At 36.7% G+C, this 25604-nt stretch carries 18 protein-coding genes, 2 tRNA genes, 1 pseudogene and 1 other annotated feature; of the genes and pseudogenes, 8 read left to right on the forward strand and 13 right to left on the reverse strand.

The window, feature by feature from the left end:
• Nucleotides 1-180: 180 nt before the first annotated feature.
• From secA to Bccel_RS16915, 5 genes are all read right to left on the reverse strand, one after another.
• Nucleotides 181-2916 (reverse strand): preprotein translocase subunit SecA, encoded by a 2736-nt coding sequence (secA, locus tag Bccel_RS16895; protein WP_036944683.1) that lies wholly within the window; start codon nt 2914-2916, stop codon nt 181-183.
• 36 nt (nt 2917-2952) lie between these two features.
• Nucleotides 2953-3519, reverse strand: coding sequence for a DUF5317 domain-containing protein (locus tag Bccel_RS16900; RefSeq protein ID WP_036944622.1), 567 nt, complete (start codon nt 3517-3519; stop codon nt 2953-2955).
• Nucleotides 3520-3621: 102 nt separating this feature from the next.
• Nucleotides 3622-4050 (reverse strand): hypothetical protein, encoded by a 429-nt coding sequence (locus Bccel_RS16905; RefSeq protein WP_036944620.1) that lies wholly within the window; start codon nt 4048-4050, stop codon nt 3622-3624.
• 112 nt (nt 4051-4162) lie between these two features.
• Nucleotides 4163-4462: a YerC/YecD family TrpR-related protein gene (locus Bccel_RS16910; protein WP_457920570.1), complete on the reverse strand. Its 300-nt coding sequence runs from the start codon at nt 4460-4462 to the stop codon at nt 4163-4165.
• Nucleotides 4462-5325 carry a damage-control phosphatase ARMT1 family protein gene (locus Bccel_RS16915; RefSeq protein ID WP_036944619.1) on the reverse strand — a complete coding sequence of 288 codons (864 nt, stop codon included), beginning with the start codon at nt 5323-5325 and terminating at the stop codon, nt 4462-4464. Before Bccel_RS16915 ends, Bccel_RS16910 begins: the two co-directional genes overlap by 1 nt.
• Nucleotides 5326-6044: 719 nt before the next feature.
• On the opposite strand from Bccel_RS16915, the gene Bccel_RS16920 reads away from it, so the two are divergent.
• From Bccel_RS16920 to Bccel_RS16935, 4 genes are all read left to right on the forward strand, one after another.
• Nucleotides 6045-6518 (forward strand): CYTH domain-containing protein, encoded by a 474-nt coding sequence (locus tag Bccel_RS16920; RefSeq protein ID WP_036944618.1) that lies wholly within the window; start codon nt 6045-6047, stop codon nt 6516-6518.
• Nucleotides 6519-7235: 717 nt separating this feature from the next.
• Nucleotides 7236-8657 carry a glycosyl hydrolase family 8 gene (locus tag Bccel_RS16925; RefSeq protein WP_036944617.1) on the forward strand — a complete coding sequence of 474 codons (1422 nt, stop codon included), beginning with the start codon at nt 7236-7238 and terminating at the stop codon, nt 8655-8657.
• A gap of 214 nt (nt 8658-8871) precedes the next feature.
• Nucleotides 8872-8942: transfer RNA gene (locus Bccel_RS16930), tRNA-Gly, on the forward strand.
• 18 nt (nt 8943-8960) lie between these two features.
• Nucleotides 8961-9036: transfer RNA gene (locus Bccel_RS16935), tRNA-Arg, on the forward strand.
• Nucleotides 9037-9205: 169 nt separating this feature from the next.
• Here Bccel_RS16935 and Bccel_RS16940 read toward each other — a convergent pair.
• From Bccel_RS16940 to ruvC, 6 genes are all read right to left on the reverse strand, one after another.
• Complete coding sequence (locus Bccel_RS16940) at nt 9206-10828, reverse strand: IS1182 family transposase (protein ID WP_050753179.1); 1623 nt, start codon at nt 10826-10828, stop codon at nt 9206-9208.
• A gap of 344 nt (nt 10829-11172) precedes the next feature.
• A complete protein-coding gene (locus tag Bccel_RS16945) occupies nt 11173-13377 on the reverse strand; it encodes an N-acetylmuramoyl-L-alanine amidase family protein (RefSeq protein WP_050753578.1) in 2205 nt (734 codons plus the stop codon).
• A gap of 371 nt (nt 13378-13748) precedes the next feature.
• Complete coding sequence (locus Bccel_RS16950) at nt 13749-14285, reverse strand: epoxyqueuosine reductase QueH (protein ID WP_036938376.1); 537 nt, start codon at nt 14283-14285, stop codon at nt 13749-13751.
• Nucleotides 14286-14295: 10 nt separating this feature from the next.
• On the reverse strand, nt 14296-15288 hold the full coding sequence (ruvB, locus tag Bccel_RS16955; protein WP_036938378.1) for a Holliday junction branch migration DNA helicase RuvB: 993 nt from the start codon (nt 15286-15288) through the stop codon (nt 14296-14298).
• Nucleotides 15289-15399: 111 nt separating this feature from the next.
• Nucleotides 15400-16005: a Holliday junction branch migration protein RuvA gene (gene ruvA, locus Bccel_RS16960; RefSeq protein ID WP_036938380.1), complete on the reverse strand. Its 606-nt coding sequence runs from the start codon at nt 16003-16005 to the stop codon at nt 15400-15402.
• Nucleotides 16006-16189: 184 nt separating this feature from the next.
• On the reverse strand, nt 16190-16675 hold the full coding sequence (gene ruvC, locus Bccel_RS16965; RefSeq protein WP_036938383.1) for a crossover junction endodeoxyribonuclease RuvC: 486 nt from the start codon (nt 16673-16675) through the stop codon (nt 16190-16192).
• A gap of 117 nt (nt 16676-16792) precedes the next feature.
• On the opposite strand from ruvC, the pseudogene Bccel_RS16970 reads away from it, so the two are divergent.
• Nucleotides 16793-17992 (forward strand): annotated as a pseudogene (locus Bccel_RS16970) (argininosuccinate synthase); the annotation flags it as partial.
• Nucleotides 17993-18226: 234 nt separating this feature from the next.
• The gene (argH, locus tag Bccel_RS16975; RefSeq protein ID WP_036938386.1) at nt 18227-19609 is read left to right on the forward strand and encodes an argininosuccinate lyase; all 1383 of its coding nucleotides are present in this window, start codon (nt 18227-18229) and stop codon (nt 19607-19609) included.
• Nucleotides 19610-19722: 113 nt separating this feature from the next.
• Here the strand turns inward: argH and Bccel_RS16980 are convergent, their stop codons facing one another.
• Together Bccel_RS16980 and Bccel_RS16985 are read right to left on the reverse strand one after the other, a co-directional pair.
• Complete coding sequence (locus Bccel_RS16980) at nt 19723-20784, reverse strand: iron-containing alcohol dehydrogenase family protein (protein WP_036938388.1); 1062 nt, start codon at nt 20782-20784, stop codon at nt 19723-19725.
• Nucleotides 20768-21436 (reverse strand): MtnX-like HAD-IB family phosphatase, encoded by a 669-nt coding sequence (locus Bccel_RS16985; RefSeq protein WP_036938390.1) that lies wholly within the window; start codon nt 21434-21436, stop codon nt 20768-20770. The genes Bccel_RS16980 and Bccel_RS16985 overlap by 17 nt, the downstream gene beginning before the upstream one ends.
• 192 nt (nt 21437-21628) lie before the next feature.
• Nucleotides 21629-21900 (forward strand) — a binding site (T-box leader).
• 72 nt (nt 21901-21972) lie between these two features.
• Here Bccel_RS16985 and pheS point away from each other — a divergent pair.
• On the forward strand, nt 21973-22992 hold the full coding sequence (gene pheS / locus Bccel_RS16990; protein WP_036938393.1) for a phenylalanine--tRNA ligase subunit alpha: 1020 nt from the start codon (nt 21973-21975) through the stop codon (nt 22990-22992).
• Nucleotides 22993-23027: 35 nt separating this feature from the next.
• The gene (pheT, locus tag Bccel_RS16995; protein WP_036938394.1) at nt 23028-25418 is read left to right on the forward strand and encodes a phenylalanine--tRNA ligase subunit beta; all 2391 of its coding nucleotides are present in this window, start codon (nt 23028-23030) and stop codon (nt 25416-25418) included.
• Nucleotides 25419-25604 lie beyond the last annotated feature (186 nt).

The following is a 25604-nucleotide window of genomic DNA, read 5'->3' on the forward strand; positions in this document are numbered from 1 at the left end:
ACCAACTCCCCCTAACTTCGCTTCCGTGTTGACCTTGTTCGTCAACACCCGCTCTGCATGGGGAGTAGCTCTGCAGTCATTTCCTCGAATGTTGCAGACCAACTCCCCCTAACTTCGCTTCCGTGTTGACCTTGTTCGTCAACACCCGCTCTGCATGGGGAGTAGCTCTGCAAGCATTCCTTAATTACTGCCGCAGCACTTCTTAAACTTCTTGCCGCTTCCACATGGACAAGGATCGTTAGCACCAACCTTTGCACCCTTTGAAACAGCCTTTTTAGGTTCGTCTCCATGGCTGGCACTCGTTGGTTCTGCCACCCTCTCCCTCTCAACACTTTGATCTTTTTCTATATGTGTATTCAAGATAAGCTTTAATGCATCTTCCTGAATATTCTTAATCATTTCTTCAAACATTTCAAAGCCTTCAAATTTGTATTCAACAACAGGATCTCTCTGACCAAAGGCACGAAGACCTATTCCATGTTTTAACTGTTCCATGGCGTCTATATGATCCATCCATTTCTGGTCAACAACTCTTAAAAGTATTACTCTTTCCAATTCACGCATGAGATCGGATCCAAGTTCTTCTTCCTTGCTATCATATCTCTTAGTCAAAAGCTCTATTATATTGTCGCTTACATCTTCTTTAACCATTCTTTCCATCTCTTCCTTAGTAGGCTTTATTTCACCTTTAGAAAGAAATCCACTTGCTAAAAAGCTGTCTATTGCTTCCCAATCCCATAAGTCAGGATGAGGAGATTCTGTACAATAAAGCTTGGCAACACTCTCTGCCAACCCTTCAATCATTTTTATATAATTTTCTTTAAGATTTTCTCCGTTCAATACCTTGCTTCTTTGTCCGTATATAACCTCTCTCTGTTTATTCATAACATCGTCATACTGCAAGACATGCTTTCTTATCTGATAGTTCTTGCCCTCTACCCTTTTCTGTGCATTTTCAATTGCACCTGACAGCATTTTATGCTCTATTGGCTGATCCTCTTCAAGACCTAATGCATTGACAAGCCCTTTTATTCTATCAGTACCGAAAAGCCTCATAAGGTCATCTTCCAATGATATATAAAACCTAGATGCACCAATATCCCCCTGACGGCCGGCACGACCTCTCAGCTGATTGTCTATACGCCTTGATTCATGCCTTTCGGTACCCATTATGAAAAGTCCGCCTGCCTCATAAACCTCTTCTTTTTCCTTATCTATTTGCTTCTTGAACTTTTCATTGAGCTCACGATAAGTCTTTCTGGCATTTAAAACAATCTCGTCCTTGGTCTCACTAAAGCTTGTTGATTGGCTTATAAGCTCCTCATCAAAACCCTGCTTTCTCATTTCCTGCTTTGCCATGTATTCAGCGTTACCACCTAGTACTATGTCGGTACCTCTACCAGCCATGTTTGTAGCTATGGTAACAGCACCTTTTCTACCTGCCTGGGCAATGATTTCCGCTTCTCTATCATGATACTTTGCATTCAATACTTCATGCTTTATTCCACGTCTTCTAAGCATGCTGCTTAAAAATTCCGACTTCTCAATGGAGATTGTACCGATAAGTACCGGCTGCCCCTTTTGGTTGCATTCAACAACATCATTAATAACAGCATTGAACTTACCTACTTCTGTTTTATATACACAATCCGCATGGTCTTTCCTTTTTAAAGGCTTATTTGTTGGAATAACTATTACATCAAGCTTGTATATATCCTGGAACTCCTGCTCTTCTGTCTGTGCAGTACCGGTCATACCGGAAAGCTTCTTGTACATTCTGAAGTAATTCTGGAACGTTATAGTAGCAAGGGTTTTACTTTCTCTCTCTACCTTTACTCCTTCCTTTGCTTCTATAGCCTGATGCAAACCATCACTGTATCTTCTACCATACATAAGACGACCTGTAAACTCATCAACAATAATTATTTCACCATCTTTTACAACATAATCCCTATCTATCTTCATAAGGCCATGTGCCTTGATAGCCTGATTTATATGGTGGGAAATAGTAAGATTTTCAGGATCTGACAAGTTTTCAAGCATAAAATACTGCTCTGCTTTTCTTACGCCATTTGAAGTCAGGTTGGCTGTATGAGCCTTCTCATCAACTATATAATCCTCTTCAATATCGTCATTATGCTGCTTATCATCAGTTTGTGTAAATACCTTTGCTTTAAGCCTGGAAACAAAGGAGTTGGCCCTTTTATAAAGATCTGTGGACTTATCCCCTGCACCTGAAATTATAAGCGGAGTTCTGGCTTCGTCAACCAAGATACTGTCAACCTCGTCCACTATGGCATAGTGTAGATCTCTCTGAACCTTCTCTTCCTTGTAAATAACCATATTATCCCTAAGGTAGTCAAACCCGAATTCGTTATTTGTTCCGTATGTTATGTCACAATTATAGGCTTTTCTTCTTTCGTCATTATCCATATCATGTACAATCAAACCGACAGTAAGTCCTAAGAATCTATAGATTTTACCCATCCATTCGCTGTCACGTCTTGCAAGATAATCATTAACTGTAACAACATGAACACCTTTTCCCTCAAGGGCATTCAAATAAACAGGAAGCGTTGCAACAAGGGTTTTACCTTCACCGGTTTTCATTTCTGCAATTCTCCCTTGATGCAAAACAATACCACCTATTAACTGCACATCAAAGTGCCTCATTCCAAGAACCCTTATACCTGCCTCTCTTACAACTGCAAAGGCTTCTGCCATTATGTCATCTACAGTCGCCTCTTCTTTTGCAATCTTTTCTTTAAATTCAAATGTTTTAGCTCTTAACTGTTCATCAGTCAATGCTTTTATATCCGGCTCAATTTCATTTATTTCATCAACTATCGGTTGAATTCTTTTTAGTTCCCTATCGCTGTAACTACCAATAACCTTTTCAATAATACTTTTTATCATCATAAAGATATCATCCTTTCCAATTTAAAACAAATATTAACTCTGACTTGAGGAACTCCTAACTGCCAAGAAAACCAGCAGAAAAATTCCAACTGCTACAATTAGATCTCCGATACTTACTATAGGCATCAGCCATCCCAAAAATGGAGGCATCTCAATAATATCAGATAGTAACGGAAGCTTTGTAGCCTCATTAATAAGAATGTGCTTGCCGTCAGATCCATTTTTCATGAGTTCCAAGCTGCCGGACAAATCTCCTATTTTTTTCAGAAGCTCAGAACTGACAGGCATCAAACCACCATTTAGCATCATGACCAAAATATTAGAAAGCGTTCCGACACCAATAACCACCACACCAAAAAGCCGCCTGTTATACCATAACACAACCATCAGAAGAGTAAACGCAGCTCCTTGAGTCACAAAACTGTACCTTCCTGCATCAATCAACCCTCTTAAAGCTAGAAGCCTTATTGCAGTCTGAATACATACAACAATCAATAGAAGCCATAATTTCTCGAATTTAAGATTAAGAATATTGGAAACCCTGCCTTTGGCGAGAACTCCCAAAACAACTCCTAATACAATAACAACAAGGTATAGCATAAAATCACCCCATTGCTGCTATAATTGATACTGCCTAAAAGCACGCAACTATTAACTTTTATTTACTAATTTCTTAAGAGAAGTCTAAGGCATACAGCATAATTATACTGTATAACAGGAAGGCGGTGACGAGTCAGTATAGTTAATGACTAGTCCCTTATTCTTATAACTTGGTAGTATAGATATATATTGTAATTCTGTTATACTTTCAATTAAATTATTTTTCAGAGAATATTTATTAGTTCCACAAAATAATCCTTTTTTGCATAAAGGTTCTTTAATATCAAATGCAACACTATACCTTATGTTAAACCCATTATCCATCAAAGTATAGTTCAAAGCATCATCGGATATGATACCATTAGCATCACCGTTTGGTGCTAATGATGGTCCTTCATTTAATACATCCAATACATCGGATCGGCTGTCAATAAAAACAAGCATGTCATAATAGGCTGCCGGAAAAACTGCAGTCCCATCGGTTGTCAATGCTGATAATATTATAAGGCTTATGAACAGCTTCTTGAACATATACCAACCCTCAATATTCCTAAATAAACTAATTTACATATACATATAATACATATAGTAATAATACCTGAATAACTCAATTTAATCAAGCAAAAAATCACAAAGAGTGTTTTCAGCCCTCTTTTTCAAGCCTTTCAATAATCATCCTATAACCGTCGGCACCGTAGTTGAGACATCTGTTAACTCTGCTGATTGTAGCGGTGCTTGCTCCCGTTTTCTCTGCAATTTCAGTATATGTTATTCCGTTTTTTAGCATCTTGGCTACTTCCAGCCGTTGAGCCAATGCCTTAATTTCGGATATGGTACATAAATCCTCAAAAAATTTATAACACTCATCTACATCAGTGAGTATCAATATAGCCTCAAAAAGCTTATCTGTATTTTCATCCCTAATCTTGGAATTCAAATCCATCAACTCCTGTTTCTTTTTAAAACAATATCTCCAAAATTAACGCCCAGACATTTGGCAACCAGAGGACACTTGGCTCTTAAAACAAAGAAAGTCTTATCTCCTGCTCTTTTATCACCTTCAAGAGACTCAAAATTCGCCTGTCCTTTGGATATTATAACATCTGCCTTTTGAAAGGCTTCCATAAACTTCGGTGAACTTTTTTCAAATACCACTCCAAGTAAATCATTACCTGTATCCACTACCTCGCAAATAGAAGTCAATCCCACCTGTATTGCATCTTCCATAGTAGAATCGTTCAGCATAGGTCCACCCTTGACGGAATATATTACGTTTAACCCAAGTCTCTTTAATTCTTCAACTAGTACCATATCAAATACTATTTCTCCGCTGTTATCGCCAATAATCATAACATTTTTAGATTCTTCAAGCATTGATTTAAGCTCATTGTAATCATCCAGGTCAAATTCCCTGTCGGTTATCTCATTCATGGCCAAAGCTACATCAAAATCCGGAGTAATTCCCATATCTATTATATTACCAGCTACCGCAATTTTAAATGCTTTATGCAACCTGTCATCGGACTCTTCTACCAGTTTGCAAAACAGCCCATATTGCCCTAATGCATAGTCGTTCCATTGAATTTTGGCTTTTTTATAAGGGTCAACAATACCTATCATATCATATATTTTCTTAAGAACAATTGTGGAATTATAGCCGGGTACTCCATCCAGACTCAATTCACTTATAATTCCAAGTACATTGTTGATAGTTTTGCTTATTTCTTTATCTGGGATCCCAGCTATCCTTAAGGTTGATATGCCCTGTTTCAAATAGCATGGAATACAATCTGCTTCTACTCTCATATTAGACTCCCGCTTCTATTATATTAAAAACAACTATTATTTTAATTTATATACTTGATAAAGTCAAAAAAAATAAGAAATTGATTTTTCATTTTTTATATAAAAAATACTATAGCAATATCCATCATTAGGTGGTATAATATTTTCGTGAGAAGTAATAATAATTCATTATATTATGTAACATTATTACAGCAAACGATCGACTCAATAAATCAGCTTACTTTATTCAATTGCTTCACAAAATCATTATTTAATTTTACATGTACCATGAACTAATAGCATCTTTAAATAATCAATTGTATGAATTGTTAATTATTAGCAACCTTTTATCTTACTGAAGTCAATTTTACTTTGAATTATTTATATATAACATAAATCTTGATTATTGTTCTTTAAAAAAGCCTTAATAATCATTAAATTTTCTTCAATTTAGTATTAACAAATTGTTGCCCCCCTTAAAATTCACAACAAAAACCAATACAATCTGTTGCATTTTGGTGAAATTCTTGTCGTTTTCTGCATATTTATAAAAAAGTATTTATTTTTTTTAAAATATATTATATATTATTCACGAGTAATTATTAACTAGTTACTCCCCTATGTCCCGTTGCATTCTCCCTTCTCAAATAGAATGCACGGGTATTTTTTTTATTGTTAGGGAAATAAATATATATATTATTTTTAAATAAATTGAGCAATTCCGAAAGGTGTGACGTTTTATGGGAAGTGAAATAGAAAGAAAGTTTCTAACACAAAGTAACAACTATAGGAATATTTCAGAAGGCGTACCTTATATGCAAGGATACATCTGTTCCGGTAAAGGTAAAGTTGTAAGAGTACGAGTAGCAGGTACCAAGGGCTACATTACCATAAAAGGGCCTCATAAAGGAATAAAAAGAGCAGAATATGAATATGAGATTCCTCTAGATGATGCTAAGGAGATGTTGGAAAACTTATGTTCAAAGCCTCTTATTGAAAAAGACCGATTTAAAGTTAATTATGAGGGATTTGTTTGGGAAATAGATGAATTTCATGGGGAAAACGAAGGACTTGTAGTTGCAGAAATAGAATTGACTGATGAAAATCAGCACTTCACTACTCCTGAGTGGATTGGCAAGGAGGTAACAGGTGATTCAAAATATTACAATTCAAGTTTAATCAAAAACCCATATTCAAAATGGAATTATGTTTAAGATTTTTTTATTTTAAGGTTTTGTCCTCATAATATTTATGATAGAATTAATCTAGGTTATAGTATTAAAATTGCATAATTCTATATTTTTATAAATAATTCGTGTTATAATGGTATAAGAGGTAATTTGTACCACTAATTAATAAATGAACATTTACTTAACTTATTAATTAAAAAAGCAATAATTAGCGAATGTATCATACACAGTTCTCTTATGACGCAATTTGTATTTACGCACTATTCTTTCCAGTTATTTTTCATCCATCATAGTTATACATCTGGCACTTTACCTTGTTCCATTTATAAATTATTTATGATATTATTAGCAAATGCAAAATAATATAGCTTTTAATGAGTAAAAGCCGGGTTTTGTTAACCTACACTCCTTAACATACAAAGTAATTATTAAGCTTTGTAAACCCGCTTTTAAGTTAAAATCATAATTCTTTAAACTAAATTCTATATAATTAAAGTTTAAAGTTTAAATGATTTTGACATATATTATTTTAATTATTTTATTTATCTAGATTAGGAGGTGTAAACAGATTTAATGATAATCAAGCATAAAGCTTGTTATCAAGATCAAAAGAGTAAAAGATAATCACTTTTGATCTATGAGGTTAAGGTATAAGAATGTATATGTGTGCTATAACATTAATTTTTTTCTTGGAGTGTAGCTTTAAATTAAAATGAATTTTGAAAGGGGAAATTATTTAAAATGAAGAAGTTAGGTTTATTTTTCTTAATTTGTACATTAATAGTATCTTCCATTGTTTCACTTAATGTCAGCTATGCTGCTGATCTATCGTTTCCTTATAACGCAACTTATGCCGCCGGTTTCAATTCCCAGGCTGACGATCAGGCACAAGCCAATGAAATGCTTCGTAATGAATATAATGAATGGAAAGCTGCCCGTGTAACACAAAACGGTGCAGGCGGAAACCTTAGGGTTCAAAGAGGATCCTCCGACAGCTACGATACAGTATCTGAAGGTATTGGTTACGGTATGGTACTTTCTGCTTATTTTGATGACAGGACAACATTTGACAGTCTTTGGAAATACGCAAAAGCTCACTTTAATTCCAACGGCTTAATGGGATGGCATGTTGATGCGAACGGAAATTTTGTAGGTACAGGCGGCAGCGGTGCTGCTACTGACGCAGAAGAAGATATGGCTATAGCCCTTATTATGGCAACAAAAAAATGGGGTACATACGAATCAGACGCTAAAACACTTCTTAGAAATATGATGTCTAAAGAAGTTGAGCCAGGTACATATGTGTTGAAACCTGGAGATACCTGGGGAGGCTCAAATGTAACAAATCCTTCATATTTTGCACCTGGTTATTACAGGGTTTATGCTGAGTTTACAGGAGATCAGAATTGGCTTAAAGTTGCAGACAAGTGTTATGAGATACTCAATAAATGCAGAAACAGCAATACAGGTTTGGTTCCAGACTGGTGTACAGCACAAGGTACACAGGCCAGTGGTCAGGGATATGACTTCAAATACGATGCTGTTCGTACTCCATGGAGAATTGCAGTCGATTACAGTTGGTATGGAACATCAAGTGCAAAAACTGTTTGCGACGGAATGTCCAAGTTCTTTAAAAATGGTGGCATTTCAAGTATTGGTGATGGCTATTCAATATCCGGTAACAAGATAAGCAACAACCACTCATCAACCTTTGTATCTTGTATTGCTTCAGGTGCAATGACTGGCTTTGATGCAACTTTTGCAAAAGATATGTACAATGATTGCTTGAAAACAAAGGATGCATACTCTACAGGCTGGTCCTACTATGGAAACAGCTTGAGAATGATGATTTTACTTCATTTGACAGGTAACTTCCCAAATCCTTTAAAGTATAGCCCTGCATCAGCTACTCCAACACCTACTTCTACTCCGTCAAGACCATCAAACACTCCTACTCCAACAAAACAGACAGGTAATCAAGTTGTAGAAGATGTTAATAGAGACAGAGCTGTTAATATGGCAGATGTTGTTCAATTGGCTACATGCTTTAATGCAACAAGAGGTACAAACAAGTACATTGCAAATTGCGATATAAATAATGACGGTTCAATCAATATGAGCGATGTTATTATGATAGCTGTAAAATTCAATTATACTTATTAAAAAATAATATGGCATAATTAGAGTTATCGGTTTATTTCACCGATATAAATCAATAAATGATTAATACAAGGGCTATTCCCGAGCACAGGCTCAGGATTAGCCCTTGTATTTTATGAAAAATTAAAATATTTTTTATTATTTGTATTGACAATTATATATAGGCCTTGTATAATGTTAAAGGTCGGTGAACGAAGTGCACAAAGTAAAAAGATATGCGGGTGTAGTTCAATGGTAGAACCTCAGCCTTCCAAGCTGATTGCGTGGGTTCGATTCCCATCACCCGCTTTAGAAAAATTATAATATGCGCCTGTAGCTCAGTGGATAGAGCAACCGCCTTCTAAGCGGTTGGCCGCACGTTCGAGTCGTGCCAGGCGCGCCAAATAAAGGGGCTGTTGCAATTACGATTTATAATCGTAGTACAACGCCCCATTTCTATAATGATAGTGAAATATTTTAACCAAAATATTATATTCTTTTTCTTTCTTTTGAAAAAAGAGTATAGCAAATAAAGCTTACTGATTTATGCTCTTTATTATAAACATTTTTATCTAAGCTGTTTTTAATGGATGTAAATATGTAGAACATCGTTCTGACTGAATTTTGTTGTGCAGTTTGTTTACATTATGAGCTAAGCCAAGAAGAATACATTCTGCCAAGATATTCTTTTTCCCTTTACACAAAAAACGTCTGAATCCCATATCTTGTTTTATTTCTCCAAAAGCACCTTCAGACTGAATACTTCGGTTCATTCTGAGCTCTTTTCCCTCATCACTAAGGATTCTGGTTATCGCTGCCTCACGTTTTTGCTGAAATAGTTTTGAAACTTCAAGATGCTTGGTTCGTTCTTCCAATGGCTTTTTGCTGTTTCCCTTAATGCATTTTGATTTAATAGGGCATTGAGTGCAATCTTCACATGTATAACAGGTTTTCTCACTTCTATAGCCAGTCTTGCTTTTGCTGAATTTAATCCCTGTGGCTACAAGCTTTTTACCGCTGCTACATATATAAAAGTCGTTTTCTTTGTCATAGCTCATATTTTCCTTCCTACTGATATCAGTTTTATATTTCCGTGTCTTACTAATTTCATAATTGGAAGGTTTGATAAAAGCAAGCTGACCGTTCTCATCGAGATAGACGTAGTTTTCCTCACTTTCATAGCCTGAGTCTGCAACTATATTTCTGTAAGTATACTTCAAACGACTCTTTATGCTGTCTAAAAATGGTATTAGCGTGGTTGTATCTGTAGGCTGTGGTCCAGCACTAATCCATACTATATATTCAGCATCTACCCCAAACTGAATGTTGTAGCCGGGTTTTAGTTGCCCATTCTTCATAGCATCTTCTTTCATCCTCATGAAGGTTGCATCAGGGTCTGTCTTTGAATAGCTATTTCTATCCCCCATGAGATGCAGATGCTTATTATATTTCTTGAGCCTTGATATGTATTCATCCAGCTGTTCAAATGTTTTTTGGAGAGGAGATTTTCTTTTTCCTATACCAGAGACAAATTGAATATCTTCATCGTTTTTTATTTTGCAAAGTTTACGTCTGAGCTTTTTCAAATGGTGCATCTTGATTTCTTCACCATATAAAATCTTAAATCCAAAATTCTCTTCTGTTTGTTTTAAAAAAGTTGGGAGCTTATCCATCAGTTTTTTCTGATTCTTAGTGACAGAACCTTTCCAGACAAAAGTATATTTATTTGATGCAGCTTCAAGCTTTGTCCCATCAATAAATAGATTTTTCATTGAAATTTCTTTGTTTTCAGCAAGCATCTGCGTAAACTGTGCCAAAAGATTTTCTGAAACAGGTGCAAAATGAATACTTCTGAATCTTGCAATTGTTGTATAATCCGGAGCAGGCGAGCCTTCAAGAAGGTACATATAATTAATGTCCCGCTTGCAGGCTCTTTCGATTTTCCTTGTAGAATAATTACTATTCATATAAGCATATAGCATGATCTTCAGCATCTGTGTTGGGGTTGCTTGTTTTTTCCTTAAACGGGAATAAGTCTTATATAATTCTGATAAATTCATCTCCTCTACAATTTGACCCAGCAACCTTACAGAATCATCATTCGGAATCATACATTCAACATTTAACGGCAATTTTAATTGATAGAAACCACCGTGCGTGGTATAATCTTTATGTGTTAAATTTTTTACTAGCATAAAAATATTTTACACCTTTTGCCGGACTTTGAATAGTCTGGCAATTGTTTTTTGCAAGTAAAAAGGGCTCCTACACTAATTTCTTAGTGCAACAGCCCCTTTATTATTTTTATCACAGGAATCACAGTTTCCTCAGCTGATAAACAAGACAAATTAAAAGGCATGCAATTTTACTTTATATCACATACTTGATTGTGTCATGAGAAACAGTGGTATTGAGCAGTATAAACCTAATTTCCTTCCCTAGACATCAAAAAAGCACCTTCATATAAAAACTAGTTATTTTTACATAAAGGTACTTTTCTATAACGATTTTTATATCTTATTCAGTACTCATTTGAAAATTAAATCTCACTTAAACTTTGAACAATTGACTTATAAAGAGCTTCTGCAGTCTTTTGCCTGAAACTCTCACTCTGAAGCAATGCAAAATCATCCTTGTTTGTCATAAAAGCAACTTCCGCTAGTGCTGCAGGCATCTTTGTAGCCTTTAACACTACAAGATTTGGCCTTTCAACCAGTCCTCTGTTTTTAGTATGCAATGAACCTACAAGATTATCCTGTATTAACTGTGCAAATCTCTTACTGGTAAATCCTTTGCTATTGGAACGGTTGGGGTAATACAAAGTTTCTGTACCTTTTTCTCTTGAATGAAACGCATTGTTATGTATACTTAAAAACAAGGTTGCATTTAAGTCATTGGCTATATACGCCCTCTCGTAAAGGCCAATATAAGCATCCTCTTCTCTTATAATGTAAGATCTTATTCCTGCTTGTTTAAGAAGTTTGTCCAACCTTATCGAAATATCCAGGTTAAAAGTCTTTTCTACTGTGCCAAAGCTCTCTGCCCCAGGTTCACTGCCTCCATGTCCCGGATCAATAACCACGAGCTTTTCTCCTGGTACTGCAGGCTTTAGAATAGTAATGGCGGTATCATTCAGATTTGACCTTGAAAATACCTGATATACAAATTTCTCATTAGCACTGAATACAATACTTGTTGTATTTTGGGAGCTGTCCTTTTTTATTTCAATAGTCTTCAAATACTTGTCATCTATGTACATTATACCTGTATCAAGATTCGCCTGACCAGACGGAAATGTAATTGTATAAACAGTATTATTTTCGCCATAACTGCCTGAATAAAGCTTCTTTAAGTTTTCTCCACCCTCGGTAAGGGTTGCTCCGCTAATTGTTAAACCTACCCTGTCTCCCATATTGCTGTATTTTATATTTCTAAATACAGGGGGATCAACTCTTACAACCAGCTTGCCATCTTCAATATCGGATTTGAATTGAACCTGGCCTGTAACATCTAAAACCACCCTTGCCGTCTTATCGTCAAACATTGCGTAACGAATCTTTTTTATGTACTTGCCGTTTACGTTTACAGTCTGTTGGTCCTTGCTTGTTTTTGCATTAGGGATATCAACTGCAATTCTATCCGGCTCGGTAAATCTTGTTATATTGTACCCCTGATAGCTTTCTGCATCTATTATTACCTTTTCTTTGCTATTTTCTATAGAAAACTTAACATCTAACCCACCAATGTCTTCCGAATCCGGAGGTGGTGTCTCTGTGCTTTCCGCACTACCCGATGGCTTTTCAGTAACACTTGGGGTGGGGGTATATGTAGTTGTTGGAACTGGTGTATTTGTTGGTGTTAAAGTTGGCGTTTGCAGAGGTGTTGGTGTGAATTTGGGAGTGGCTCCAACTGTCGGTGTCTCATCCCTGTCTACATCCCCTCTGCCTGAAATGCCCGTACCAAGAATATTCAAAACCAACTTATCCGGCAGTTTTTCAACTTTATACTGGGCTTTGTCATTAACATCGAGAACAACCCTTGCAACCTTCTCCTCAAACTGCGAATATCTTATAGCTTTTATCTGAGCAGATTTAATGTTTATCTTGTTTTTAATTGTCATGCTTGTATTGGGCAAATCAACCACAATCCTGTTTTTATTAGGATCATCTATCTTAAATATGTTATAGTCTGAATAGTTTGTGATATGTAAAGTAACCTTATCATTTTTACCTTCTGGTGTATAAACTATGTTATCAAGCTTGGCCATTTCATTTCCATTTTTCTTGTTATCAACGGTAACAAGCTTTTGAGCCGCATTCCAGGATACATTCATATTGAGCTGTTCACCAACAAACCTTAAAGGAACTAGAGTACGGTTGTTCAAAATTTGTGCAGGTACATCCATCTCAACATTTTTATTGTTTACTGATGCTTTTTTATTATTTATTGTGAGAAGTATTTTGTCCTCACCTAAAGTCACACCAACCTGTCTGTTTTTTTCATCCCATGTTATCTTTGCTCCTAACTGTTCAAAAACAGCTCTGGCCGGCACAAGTGTCCGATTGTCTTTTATTACAGGTGACACATCGGACTTGACTGATACTCCATTTACTTTAATGTTTATATTTTCTTGAGTATTATGTACAGTTTTCTCGCTCGTCAAGCCAGGGTCAGCAGAAAAGGAAGTTGATACCATTGCAAGTGAAATTGCAGAAGACAGCAAAACTGATCCAATTTTTCTCATGTTTAAACACCTCATTTAATTACTCTTTTGTATATTGTTATATTTATCGGTATGCAATAGACATCAAGCTATAGTTTAAATGTATATATTGCATCAAATATTTTACAAAGTACCAAGCCACAAAACGATTATGTACTCTCTACGCTGCTGTGAGATATTATATGTAAAATATGACAAATTTCTTATGTAAAATATGACAAATTTCTTAGGATATAAAAACATTAACCCCATAGTTTTATATATGGGGTAATATTTTCGCTCTTATTATATTATATAACACTTAGCTGGACAATTTAAGACCTAAAACCCTATTGAAATAAATTTGTAACATAAATGTAAAAGTAGAGATGAATTATTATATACTTCAAATATCAAGTTTTTTTATTCCTGCTTTTAGCATCCTCATATGATACTATACATCCACAAAATTTCTGTCTATAAAGCCCCATTTCCTTCGCCTGCTGCTGGCCTTGCCTGAAACCTGGCCTGAAGTCCCTGTAATAAAAACCTATGCCATATTTTTGTGCAGCCTTTTCCCCAAGCTCCTTTATAAGGTCATGTTTTTGATATGGGCTTACCAATAGAGTAGTTGTAAAACTGTCAAACCCATTTTCAGCAGCATAAGCAGCAACCTTGTGGAGCCTTATGCTATAGCAAAAAAAGCACCTTTCTTCGTCATTTCCCTTGAATTCTTCCCAATTCTGCTGCATAAAATCATCAAAATATGCTACAGGAAAATTCAAAGTATGTGCTAGAATGCCTACATTTTCTTTTCTTCGTTCAAATTCTTCCTGTGGATGTATGTTGGGATTAAAGAAAATTCCTTCAAAACTAATATTATCATCCCTTATTACGCTTATCGGATACACTGAACATGGTGCACAACACATGTGCAATAACAATTTCATTTAAATCTCCTCATTCCTTTATTCCGAAGTGATCATAAGCAAGCCTGGTTGCCATCCGTCCTCTCGGTGTTTTATTTATAAACCCAAGCTGCAATAAGTAGGGTTCATAAACATCCTCTATGGTATCCGCTTCTTCACCGATTGATGCAGCTAATGTATCAAGTCCTACCGGTCCTCCGCCGAACTTGTTTATAATTGAAAGAAGCATATTCCTGTCAACTCCATCCAATCCGATAGGGTCAATTTCCAATGCATCAAGCCCCATCTGTGCAACATCCCTGCTTATATAACCATCTGCCTTAACCTGTGCAAAATCCCTGACTCTTTTTAAAATTCTGTTTGCTATCCTTGGTGTTCCTCTTGATCTTGAAGCTATTTCTCTCGCACCATCCTCATCAATACCCATTCCAAGTATACCTGCCGACCTCTTTACAATAAGCATCAGTTCATCAATGGTATACATCTCCAGTCTGTTTATAACACCAAATCTGTCCCTCAATGGTGAAGTAAGAAGTCCAGCCCTCGTTGTAGCACCGATAAGTGTAAACTTAGGCAAGTCAAGCCTTATGGATCTGGCACTTGGACCTTTTCCAATTATTATATCCAGTGCATAATCCTCCATTGCAGGATACAGAATCTCTTCAACGCTTCTATTGATTCTGTGTATCTCATCTATAAAAAGCACATCAAAATTTCCAAGGTTGGTTAGGATTGCTGCCAAATCCCCGGGTTTTTCTATAGCCGGTCCTGATGTTATCCTTATATTTACTCCCAACTCGGAAGCAATTATGCCTGCAAGAGTAGTTTTTCCAAGACCTGGAGGGCCATATAACAAGACATGGTCCAATGCCTCATTTCTCTGCTTGGAAGCCTCTATAAACACCTTGAGATTTTCCTTGACTTTATTTTGCCCTATATATTCATGAAGTTTCCTCGGCCTTAAGCCTACTTCGTCATAATCCTCAATACGCGACTCACAGCCAACCAATCTTTCCTCTTCCATTATATATCTCCTATCTATAAGTTTTGCAATAACCATTTTTACTTCTTTAAATTATTGTAAAACATTTTCCATGAGTCTTATGAAAGTATAAACCATTCTTCATTCCTTAAATTATCTCATGAGACTCTTTAATGCATTTTTTACTATAGATTCTAAATCCATCTCTTCCGAATATACTGAATTTACAGCTTTACTTGCTTCTAAAGGCGTATACCCCAATACGATAAGTGCACTTATAGCTTCACCAGCCCTTCCGTTATCACTTCTGCCGCCTTCTAATCCAGTGTCCCCCACAGCTGTCTCTACCAACTGTTCTTTCTTTATCTTATCTTTCAATTCCAGTATTATTCTCTGAGCCATCTTGTTACCTATTCCTGGAGCCTTTGTAAGAGCCTTGACATCATCTGTTATAACAGCCAATCCAAACTTGGTAACCGGGACCGACGAAATTACAGCCAAAGCAGCTTTAGGTCCTACGCCTGAGACAGATATCAGCATCTCGAACAAATTCAGCTCTTCCCTTGTTATAAAGCCGTATAGACTCATAATATCTTCTCTAACATAAAGGTGAGTATATACCTTTACCCCATCACCAATGGCACCTGCCTTTTCTATGCTGGTAATGGATGTATTTATCCTGTAGCCTATTCCATTTACATCTACAATCATATAATCGTTACTTTTAATCTCTAAAGTTCCCTTAATATATGCAATCATGTTTTTCCCTTTCAAAAACCATATTATTGTATCAATTCCCTATAGCCTGCTTAGTCATGATCGAAAAATAACTTCCGCTATAGATTTGCCTCTTGTGTTGACTTAACTCGTCAACATCCAGGATGCATGGCGAGCAGTTTAGCAAAGCTAAACGACCAGCCGCGTAGAAAGCCGAAGTAATTTTTCATTTATGCCTTAACATATTGTAAGAATGTCCATGACAAATGGCTATAGCCAATGCATCTGCCACATCGTCAGGCTTCGGTATGGCATCAAGATTTAATATAATCTTTACCATCTGCTGTACCTGGGATTTCTCGGCACGCCCATATCCCGCTACAGCCTGCTTTACCTGAAGAGGTGTATATTCAAAAACTTCAACACCCAGCCTGGCAGCAGCAAGAAGTGCAGCACCCCTGCCATGACCAACAGTTAATGCCGTTTTTATATTCTTATTAAAAAACAATTCTTCTACAGCAACAAAATCAGGTTTGTTCTTTATAATCAAATCTTCCAGTATACCGTTTAACTTAAGGAGCCTTTTGGGAAGTGCAACATTTGCTTCTGTTATAGCTGCACCATAATCAATAACCGAAAATTTGTTCCCTTCATATTTTACTATACCATATCCCGTTATTGCAACTCCAGGGTCAATCCCCATAATAACCAAAATCAAACAACTCCTTTTGATAAATCCTATGTTTTATTGCATATTTATACAGTCTATTGTATAATATTAAACATTAAAATAATAAATACATTGTAACATATAAGAGGAGGATTTGGTATGAGCAAGAAAGAAAAGGTAATTCTCGCTTATTCGGGCGGATTAGATACATCAATCATAATACCATGGCTTAAAGAAAATTATGATTATGAAGTTATAGCTATGGCTGCTGATGTTGGTCAAGGAGAAGAACTTGATCCACTTAATGAAAAAGCTATTAAAACAGGTGCAAGTAAAATCTATATTGAAGATTTAAAGGAAGAATTCGTTACAGATTTTATCTTTCCGACAATTAAAGCAAATGCTGTGTATGAGGGCAAATACCTGCTTGGAACATCGTTTGCAAGACCTATAATAGCAAAAAGAATGATTGAAATAGCTCTAAAAGAAGGGGCTACAGCTATTGCACACGGTGCAACCGGCAAAGGTAACGACCAGGTAAGATTTGAGCTTACTGTAAAAGCATTGGCACCCCATCTTAAAATAATAGCTCCTTGGAGAATTTGGGATATAAGATCTAGAGAAGATGCTATTGATTACGCATTAGAAAGAAATATTCCAATCCCTGTTTCCAAAAAAGACAACTATAGTATGGATAGAAATTTGTGGCATTTAAGCCACGAAGGCCAGGATCTTGAAGATCCATGGAACGAGCCTCAATATGACAAAATATTAAAGCTTATGGTTCCACCTGAAAAGGCTCCAGATAAGCCTGCTTATGTTGAAGTTTACTTTGAAAAAGGGGTTCCGATGAAGGTAAACGGAGTTAAGTACAAGCCCGTAGAACTCATCGAAGTACTCAATAAAATTGGCGGTGAAAACGGTATCGGTATTGTAGATATGGTTGAAAACCGTTTAGTTGGTATGAAATCAAGAGGCGTATATGAAACCCCAGGCGGAACTATCCTCTATGCTGCACACAGAGAGCTTGAGCTTTTGTGCCTTGACAGAGATACACTCCACTACAAGGATCTTATTTCTCAGAGATTTGCCGAGTTGGTTTATTTCGGACAATGGTATACGCCATTAAGAGAAGCTTTATCAGCTTTTGTGGACAAGACTCAGGAAAACGTTACCGGAACAGTAAGAATGAAGCTGTACAAAGGTAACTGCATGCCTGCCGGAGCAAAATCACCATATTCATTATATAATGAAGAACTCTCAACATTCAGCAGAGATGAGGTATATAACCAAAAAGATGCTGAAGGATTTATTAACCTCTTTGGTCTTCCTATGAAAGTAAGTGCATTGATGAAACAAAATGTCGAGAATGGTGATACTAAAAGCAAGAAAACTAAAGAATCAAAAAGTGCAGCTAAGGCATCGGATAAAAGCAAGGACAAAGCAAAAAGTGCAGCTAAGAGCTCAGCTAAGGCCTCTGCTAAAAGTGTAGAAAAGAAAAAGAGCAGCAGCTCCAAATCCAAGAAAAAGGGTTAATTAATAGATTTTTATAGTATTCTTACATTGAATAATAAACATAGGAGTGAAAAACAAATGCCAAAGCTTTGGGGCGGTAGATTCCAAAAAAATACTGACAAGATTGTTGATGACTTTCATTCATCAATAAGATTTGACAGCAGAATGTATAAGCAGGACATAATAGGAAGTATTACCCATGCAAAAATGCTTGGTAGCTGTGGTATTATACCACCTCAAGACTCTGAACTTATACAAAAAACTCTTTTTGAAATATTATCGGATATTGATAACGGGCAAATTGAATTTGAAACAGATGCTGAAGATATTCATATGAATGTTGAGAAAATTCTAATTGAAAGAATCGGTGATGTCGGAAAGAAGCTACATACCGGAAGAAGCAGAAACGATCAGGTTGCTCTTGATATAAGAATGTATTTAAAAAGTGAAATGGACGAGTTGGATAGTCTTATTGTTGTCCTTTTAAATACCATTATTAAGCTCGCTGAGGAGAACCTTGATACAATAATGCCCGGTTATACCCATCTCCAACGTGCACAGCCTATAACCTTTGCACACCATCTGATGGCCTACTTCCAGATGTTTAGAAGAGATGTAGAAAGGCTTTATGACTGCTATAAAAGAACTAATGTGATGCCTCTTGGTTCAGGTGCACTAGCGGGTACCACATATCCCCTTGACAGAGATATGGTTGCTAGGGAATTGGGTTTTGATTCCATTACTGAAAACAGCCTTGACGGAGTAAGTGACAGGGATTTTGTAATTGAATTGGCATCATGTCTGTCCATAATTATGATGCATTTGAGCAGATTCTCCGAAGAACTTATTCTATGGTCATCCTATGAGTTCGGATTTATAGAAATGGACGATGCATATAGTACCGGAAGCAGTATAATGCCGCAGAAAAAGAACCCCGATGTTGCCGAGTTGGTTCGAGGTAAGGCAGGAAGGGTTTATGGGAGCCTTATGTCAATACTGACAGTTATGAAGTCACTTCCTTTAGCTTACAATAAAGACATGCAGGAAGATAAGGAAGGAATATTCGACAGTATTGACACTGTAAAAATGTGCCTTAACGTTTTTACCAATATGCTTGCTACTATCAAGGTAAAAAGTGGAAACATGCTGAAAGCTGCACAGGGAGGATTTACCAATGCAACAGATATTGCTGATTATCTGGTAAAAAAAGGTATTCCTTTTAGAACAGCACATGAGATTATAGGTAAAATGGTACTTTACTGCATCCAGAACGACAAATCAATCGATCAGCTTACTATGGATGAGTTTAAAGAGTTTTCAGAATCAATACAAGGTGATATTTATGAAGAGATCAGCCTTAAAAAGTGCGTTTCTGAAAGAAAGCTGCCTGGAGGCCCAGCAAGAGAAAGTGTGCAGAAATCAATAGATAATGCACGTGCCTTTGTTGAGTCAAAGTCTTAATCATTTATACGCTATCAAATATAACGAAAGCTGCCGGTAAAACTTAGGAATGACTAAAGTTTAGTTTTACCAGCAGCTTTTCTATTGTTATATCTCTAAATTTTGCATTCTTTTTACACTAATATATCCTTTAAAATTTCATCTTCTTGCAGCAATTTTTTTGCTTTTTGCCTGTATTCATCTATATGGATATATGTATATCTGTTAGGCTTTATGGATGGTGCCAAATCAATAGCTTTTTCAAGGTCACTTGCTTTTATGGCATGGGTTTTTACATGCTCAAAGAAGCCTGTATCCCTGAATACTTTGGTTACTCGCTCATAACGGTGTTCCTGAACCTTAGCCATAAGGTAAGTAGCGACACCAACCTGAAGTCCGTGGAGTTTGGGCACATCAAGAATTTTATCCAAGGCATGTGAAATAAGGTGTTCACTTCCGCTGGCAGGGGCTGATGTCTGAGCAATTTCTACAGCAATACCGCTCATAGTCAGGGAATCTACCAATTCTTTAATAAAAAAATCTTCTCTGATACTATTAAATTGAGTTCTTACAAAACTGTTTACCGACTTCTTTGCAATCATAACTGCAAAGTCATCTACTTTTCCTTTGCCGTTCTTCTCTTCAAACTCCCAATCATATACAGCTGTAATCTTCGAAACCAGATCGCCGATTCCTGAGAAAATATACTTTTCAGGTGCTTCTTTTATTACGTCTATATCAACAACAATTCCATAAGGCATAACCGCATTCACAGTAGTACGTTTGCCCTCAATAATCAAAGAACAACTTGAGCTGGAATACCCATCATTTGATGCTGAAGTCGGCACACTGATAAATGGAAGCTTTTTTAGAAAGCTGCAGTACTTTGCCACATCAAGAGCTTTACCCCCTCCTATTCCAACAATAACATCAGCCTCTGCTGGTATGGAAAAAGCCGTATTGATAATGTTGTTTATATCAATATTATCGTTTTCTATAGTTTTTACAATCTTTGTAGACTGGAATTTAAATGATTGCCGTATCTTTTCGCCAAACATATCATTGATTCCCTGGCCTAAAAACAAAACTATGTTGGAAAATCCCGACTTTTCAATGAGTGCACCGATATACGACAGGTTTCCCTTGCCCACTTCCAGTATTGCAGGGATAGATATCTTGTTACTTCCTGCTTTCATATTTAATCACTCCCATTTGATTTAAATATAATCCCACTTCATTAAAGTTTTCTACGGCTACAAAATCATCTCCGGAATCTCTAAGCATTTTCTGCAGATGTCCCCTGGCAAAAACAATATCAGCTTTTCTAGAAGCTCTAAAATCAGGCTCACTGTCACCGGCATAATATAACTTGGGATACATGCTTTTATAATGTTCCGCAACCAATGCCTTATCTACCCCATAAGTCTCTGAATAGAACGGACTGTTTTTGTCAGCAGTCATATTTATTTTCCCGTCTTCATAAACCCCATTATTTGTTATAACCTTTATATTCTTAATATCCAAATGCTCAAGAAGCTTATGAATGTAGTAACTACATCCTGCACTAAGTATCATAAATTCACCGTTTGCTTCTTCAATGCTCTTTATCAAATCCTTTGCATATGTATCAAACTTTATGTCCATAACAGCCTTTATAATTTCCTCTTCACTTTCATTTGTAGATCCAAATATTGTTTTAAGAAACTCAAATACTGTCATTTTACCATTGGTCCAATCTCTATAAATCTCCCGGCCTTTATCACCCAGGAATTTTTTCATAATAATATAGTAGAAGTCTTCATCAGTCAGTGTACCGTCAAAATCAGATATAAAAAGAAAATTTTTCATAACCTACGCTCCATTCCTTAATTACTTTTACTTATAAAAAACATTATTATATGTTAACCATGAATTTAATTATTAATTCCATTCAATGAACAGAATTTGGCCGCTATAAATTATATCATATATGAATTATCCTATAAAAACATTTTTTTCCATTGAACATTATTTAAGTTTGTGTTATAATATTAAAAATTGTCAAAAGCTGTGATAGAGTAAAGTAAACGGACAAAGTCGATTTAAGAGAAGAGATATCGGCGGCTGAAAGTATCTCTATGAGACAAACCGTTGAAGTTCCCTCTGGAGCTGCATCTTTGAACAGAGGAATGACTAATGTTACTTTTAAGTTTTATTTTAGTTGTTACTATATAGTAGGAGATGCCGGAGCAAACCCGTTAAAGTAATGAGTGTTTACCTTAAGATTTGGTGAAAACTTGGGTGGTACCGCGGAGAATACCTTCGTCCCTTTTTGGGATGAGGTTTTTTTATGTCTAAGAAGAAATAATACAGATTAACCATCTGTTAAAGGAGGAATATAAAAAATGAGAGAACAGCTAAATAGCATTAAAGATCAAGCAGATAAGGAACTTTTAAGTGTTCAGTCTATTCAAGATCTTGAAGCCCTCAGGGTTAAATATTTAGGTAAAAAGGGTGAATTGACCGGGGTTTTAAGAGGAATGGGTGCACTCTCTGCCGAGGAACGCCCAGTAATAGGCCAACTTGCCAATGAAGTAAGAGCATTTATTGAAAGCAAAATTGATGAAACAAACTCACAGCTCATTAAAAAAGATAGGGCTCAAAAGCTTCAGAATGAAGTTATTGACGTAACTATTCCGGGAAAACGCAAGAACCTTGGCAAAAAACATCCTCTAAGCCTTGTAACTGACGAAATCAAAGACATATTTATAGGAATGGGCTATGAAATTGCAGAAGGTCCTGAAGTGGAGTTGGATTATTACTCCTTTGAAGCTCTGAATATCCCTAAAGGCCACCCTGCAAGAGATACTCAGGATACCTTCTATATCAATGAGCAAATTGTTCTGAGGCCGCAAACTTCACCTGTACAAATAAGGGTAATGGAGAATAAAAAGCCTCCTATTAAGATATTGAGCCCCGGTAGAGTATATCGTTCAGATGCTGTTGACGCTACCCACTCCCCTATCTTCCATCAGATAGAAGGACTTGTTGTAGACAAAGGCGTAACAATGAGTGACCTTATTGGTACATTGCAGGTTTTTGCAAAAAGCCTCTTCGGCGAGCAGACAAAAATTCGCTTAAGACCACACCACTTCCCATTTACAGAGCCTAGTGCAGAAGTCGATGTGTCCTGCTGGGCCTGCGGAGGAAGCGGTTGCAGAATATGTAAGAATGAAGGCTGGATTGAAGTTTTAGGTGCCGGAATGGTACACCCTAGAGTTTTGGAGAGATGCGGCATAGATCCTGATGTATACAGCGGATTTGCCTTCGGTATAGGGGTTGAAAGAACTGCAATGGGCAGATTTAACATAGATGATTTAAGGCTGTTTTATGAAAATGATATAAGATTTTTAAATCAGTTTTAGTAATTATATATTAATGGAAGAAGGGAGATACAAAAATGAAAGCACCGCTTAGTTGGTTAAAAGATTATGTTGATATAAATGTAACCCCGAAAGATTATGCAAATGCACTTACACTTTCCGGTTCGAAGGTTGAAGGCATCGAAGTTGCAGGCGAGGATATTACAAAGGTTGTAGTAGGTAAGATCCTATCTATAGAAAAACATCCAGATGCCGATAAACTTCAGGTTACCAAGGTTGATGTGGGAAATGAAGTTATACAGGTTGTCACAGGTGCCCAGAATATAAGCCTGGGAGACTACATTCCTGTAGCTCTTGTAGGAGCAACTCTTCCTGGAGATAAAAAAATATCAAAAGGAAAATTAAGAGGAATTGAATCTTGCGGGATGATGTGTTCAATAGGCGAACTTAACGTGACAAAGGAAGAATTCCCTGAAGCTGCAGAAAACGGAATTTTCATACTTCAAAAGGACCTTCCCCTGGGTAAAGATATAAAAGAAGTATTGGGCATTAATGAAACAACCGTCGAGTTTGAAATAACTTCAAACAGGCCTGACTGCTTCAGTATTGTTGGGTTGGCAAGAGAATCCGCAGTAACCCTTGGAAGCAAATTTAAAAAGCCTGAAATCACAGTAAAAGAAGAAGGCGATGACGCTCACAAATATGCATCTGTTGAAATAAAAGACCCTGACCTATGTCCAAGATACGCAGCTAGGGTTGTGAAGGACGTAAAGATAGGACCCTCCCCCAAATGGCTTAGAGACAGGTTAAAAGCAGCAGGAGTCAGATCAATCAACAATATTGTTGATATCACAAACTATGTTATGCTGGAACTTGGCCAGCCAATGCATGCCTTTGATCTTGAAAAGCTGCAGGACAAAAAGATCATAGTAAGAAGAGCAGTTGACGGTGAAATGATGCATACCCTGGATGATCAGGAAAGAAGCCTGGATTCGTCAATGCTGGTTATAGCAGATGGCAAAAGGCCTGTTGCTGTCGCCGGTGTAATGGGTGGTGCAAATTCAGAAGTCGATGAAAGCACCAAAACCATCCTTTTTGAATCTGCAAATTTCCATGGAATCTCAGTAAGGCTTACAGGTAAAAAGCTTGGCCTTCGTACTGAAGCATCATCCCGCTTTGAAAAAGGCCTTGATGTTGAAAATGTAATAACAGCTCTTGACAGAGCAGTTCAGTTGGTTGAGATGTTAGGCACTGGAACTGTCTGCAAAGGCATAATTGATTGTTATGTGAAAAAGCCTGAGGTTAGAAAGCTTCCCTTAAATCCTCAAAAAATAAATAAGTTTTTAGGAACCTCAATAGATACTCCTTATATGATTAATCTTTTCAAAAGCCTGGAGTTTGGTGTTGATGAAAGCACTATGACTCTTACAGTTCCCAGCTTTAGACCAGATGTTGAAAGTGAAGCTGATGTGTATGAGGAAGTTGCAAGATTCTATGATTATAACAACATAACCCCTACCCTGCTTTCGGGTAAAGAAGCTACCCAGGGTAAAAAGACCTTCAAGCAGAAAGTTGAAGATGTAATAAAAAACACAATGATTGCATGCGGGCTTTCTGAGGTTTATACTTACTCCTTCACAAGCCCCAAGGTATGGGACAGAATCAATCTTCCATCGGACAGCGAGTTGAGAAAAGCTGTTGTCATCACAAATCCCCTTGGTGAAGATTACAGCGTAATGCGTACGACAACTATCCCTGAAATGCTTGATGTTATTAGCACAAACTACAACAGAAGAATTGAAGAGGTAAGGCTTTTTGAAGTTTCTACAGTATATCTTCCTCAAAGTTTGCCGATTACCGAGCTTCCTGTTGAAAAGCCTGTTTTGACATTAGGCATGTACGGAAATGCAGATTTTTATGATTTAAAGGGTATTGTTGAAGAACTTCTTTCTTCCCTTGGTATTAAAAAATTCGAGTTTGCACCACATAAGGATTTTGCAGCATATCATCCCGGAAGAACTGCAGAGCTTTTGATAAACGGTAAATCTGCAGGCTTAATTGGAGAAATACACCCTGAAGTTGCTGAGAACTTCGAGGTACCTGAAAAGACTTATATAGGTATTATTGACATAGAGCCCCTTGTTAAAAACGCCTCATTTAAAGCAAGCCATAAGCCTCTGCCCAAGTTCCCCGCTGTTACAAGGGACATTGCAATGCTGGTAAAGGATGAAATACTGGTTAAACAGATTGAGGATATAATAAAACAGAGATCAGGTAAAATCCTTGAAAAATTTAAATTATTCGATGTATATAAGGGAAAACAGGTTCCTGAAGGAATGAAAAGCGTTGCCTACTCAATTAGTTTCAGGGCTGACGACAGAACTCTTACCGACGAGGAAGTAGCCAAGACAATGGTTAAAATATTGGATGGCCTAAAGAATATTCTAGGTGCACAGCTTAGAGAATAATTAAAACAAAATATACAAATATTATGGTTGTTGTCGTGAGAAATTATGGTGTATTCTACACCATAATTTCTTAAGACATCGAAAATTTAATACACCCTATTTCAATATACGTTGGACTTTGTCCAATGATTTTGTTATAATGCTATATAAATTGTGCTAAACTATGGCAAACCAGTATTTATACAT

Source organism: Pseudobacteroides cellulosolvens ATCC 35603 = DSM 2933 (genome assembly GCF_001262605.1).
Lineage (GTDB): Bacteria > Bacillota > Clostridia > Acetivibrionales > DSM-2933 > Pseudobacteroides > Pseudobacteroides cellulosolvens.

What these genes read in the sequence shown, in the direction of transcription:
- pheT (WP_036938394.1), top strand. Translation starts at nt 23,028, where the DNA reads ATGAAAGCACCGCTTAGTTGGTTAAAAGATTATGTTGATATAAATGTA.
- Bccel_RS16980 (WP_036938388.1), bottom strand. Translation starts at nt 20,784, where the DNA reads ATGAAAGCAGGAAGTAACAAGATATCTATCCCTGCAATACTGGAAGTG.
- ruvB (WP_036938378.1), bottom strand. Translation starts at nt 15,288, where the DNA reads ATGGAAGAGGAAAGATTGGTTGGCTGTGAGTCGCGTATTGAGGATTAT.
- Bccel_RS16925 (WP_036944617.1), top strand. Translation starts at nt 7,236, where the DNA reads ATGAAGAAGTTAGGTTTATTTTTCTTAATTTGTACATTAATAGTATCT.
- Bccel_RS16905 (WP_036944620.1), bottom strand. Translation starts at nt 4,050, where the DNA reads ATGTTCAAGAAGCTGTTCATAAGCCTTATAATATTATCAGCATTGACA.
- argH (WP_036938386.1), top strand. Translation starts at nt 18,227, where the DNA reads ATGCCAAAGCTTTGGGGCGGTAGATTCCAAAAAAATACTGACAAGATT.
- Bccel_RS16900 (WP_036944622.1), bottom strand. Translation starts at nt 3,519, where the DNA reads ATGCTATACCTTGTTGTTATTGTATTAGGAGTTGTTTTGGGAGTTCTC.
- Bccel_RS16950 (WP_036938376.1), bottom strand. Translation starts at nt 14,285, where the DNA reads ATGAAATTGTTATTGCACATGTGTTGTGCACCATGTTCAGTGTATCCG.
- Bccel_RS16920 (WP_036944618.1), top strand. Translation starts at nt 6,045, where the DNA reads ATGGGAAGTGAAATAGAAAGAAAGTTTCTAACACAAAGTAACAACTAT.
- Bccel_RS16910 (WP_457920570.1), bottom strand. Translation starts at nt 4,462, where the DNA reads ATGGATTTGAATTCCAAGATTAGGGATGAAAATACAGATAAGCTTTTT.
- Bccel_RS16985 (WP_036938390.1), bottom strand. Translation starts at nt 21,436, where the DNA reads ATGAAAAATTTTCTTTTTATATCTGATTTTGACGGTACACTGACTGAT.
- Bccel_RS16915 (WP_036944619.1), bottom strand. Translation starts at nt 5,325, where the DNA reads ATGAGAGTAGAAGCAGATTGTATTCCATGCTATTTGAAACAGGGCATA.
- Bccel_RS16940 (WP_050753179.1), bottom strand. Translation starts at nt 10,828, where the DNA reads ATGCTAGTAAAAAATTTAACACATAAAGATTATACCACGCACGGTGGT.
- secA (WP_036944683.1), bottom strand. Translation starts at nt 2,916, where the DNA reads ATGATAAAAAGTATTATTGAAAAGGTTATTGGTAGTTACAGCGATAGG.
- Bccel_RS16945 (WP_050753578.1), bottom strand. Translation starts at nt 13,377, where the DNA reads ATGAGAAAAATTGGATCAGTTTTGCTGTCTTCTGCAATTTCACTTGCA.
- pheS (WP_036938393.1), top strand. Translation starts at nt 21,973, where the DNA reads ATGAGAGAACAGCTAAATAGCATTAAAGATCAAGCAGATAAGGAACTT.
- ruvA (WP_036938380.1), bottom strand. Translation starts at nt 16,005, where the DNA reads ATGATTGCATATATTAAGGGAACTTTAGAGATTAAAAGTAACGATTAT.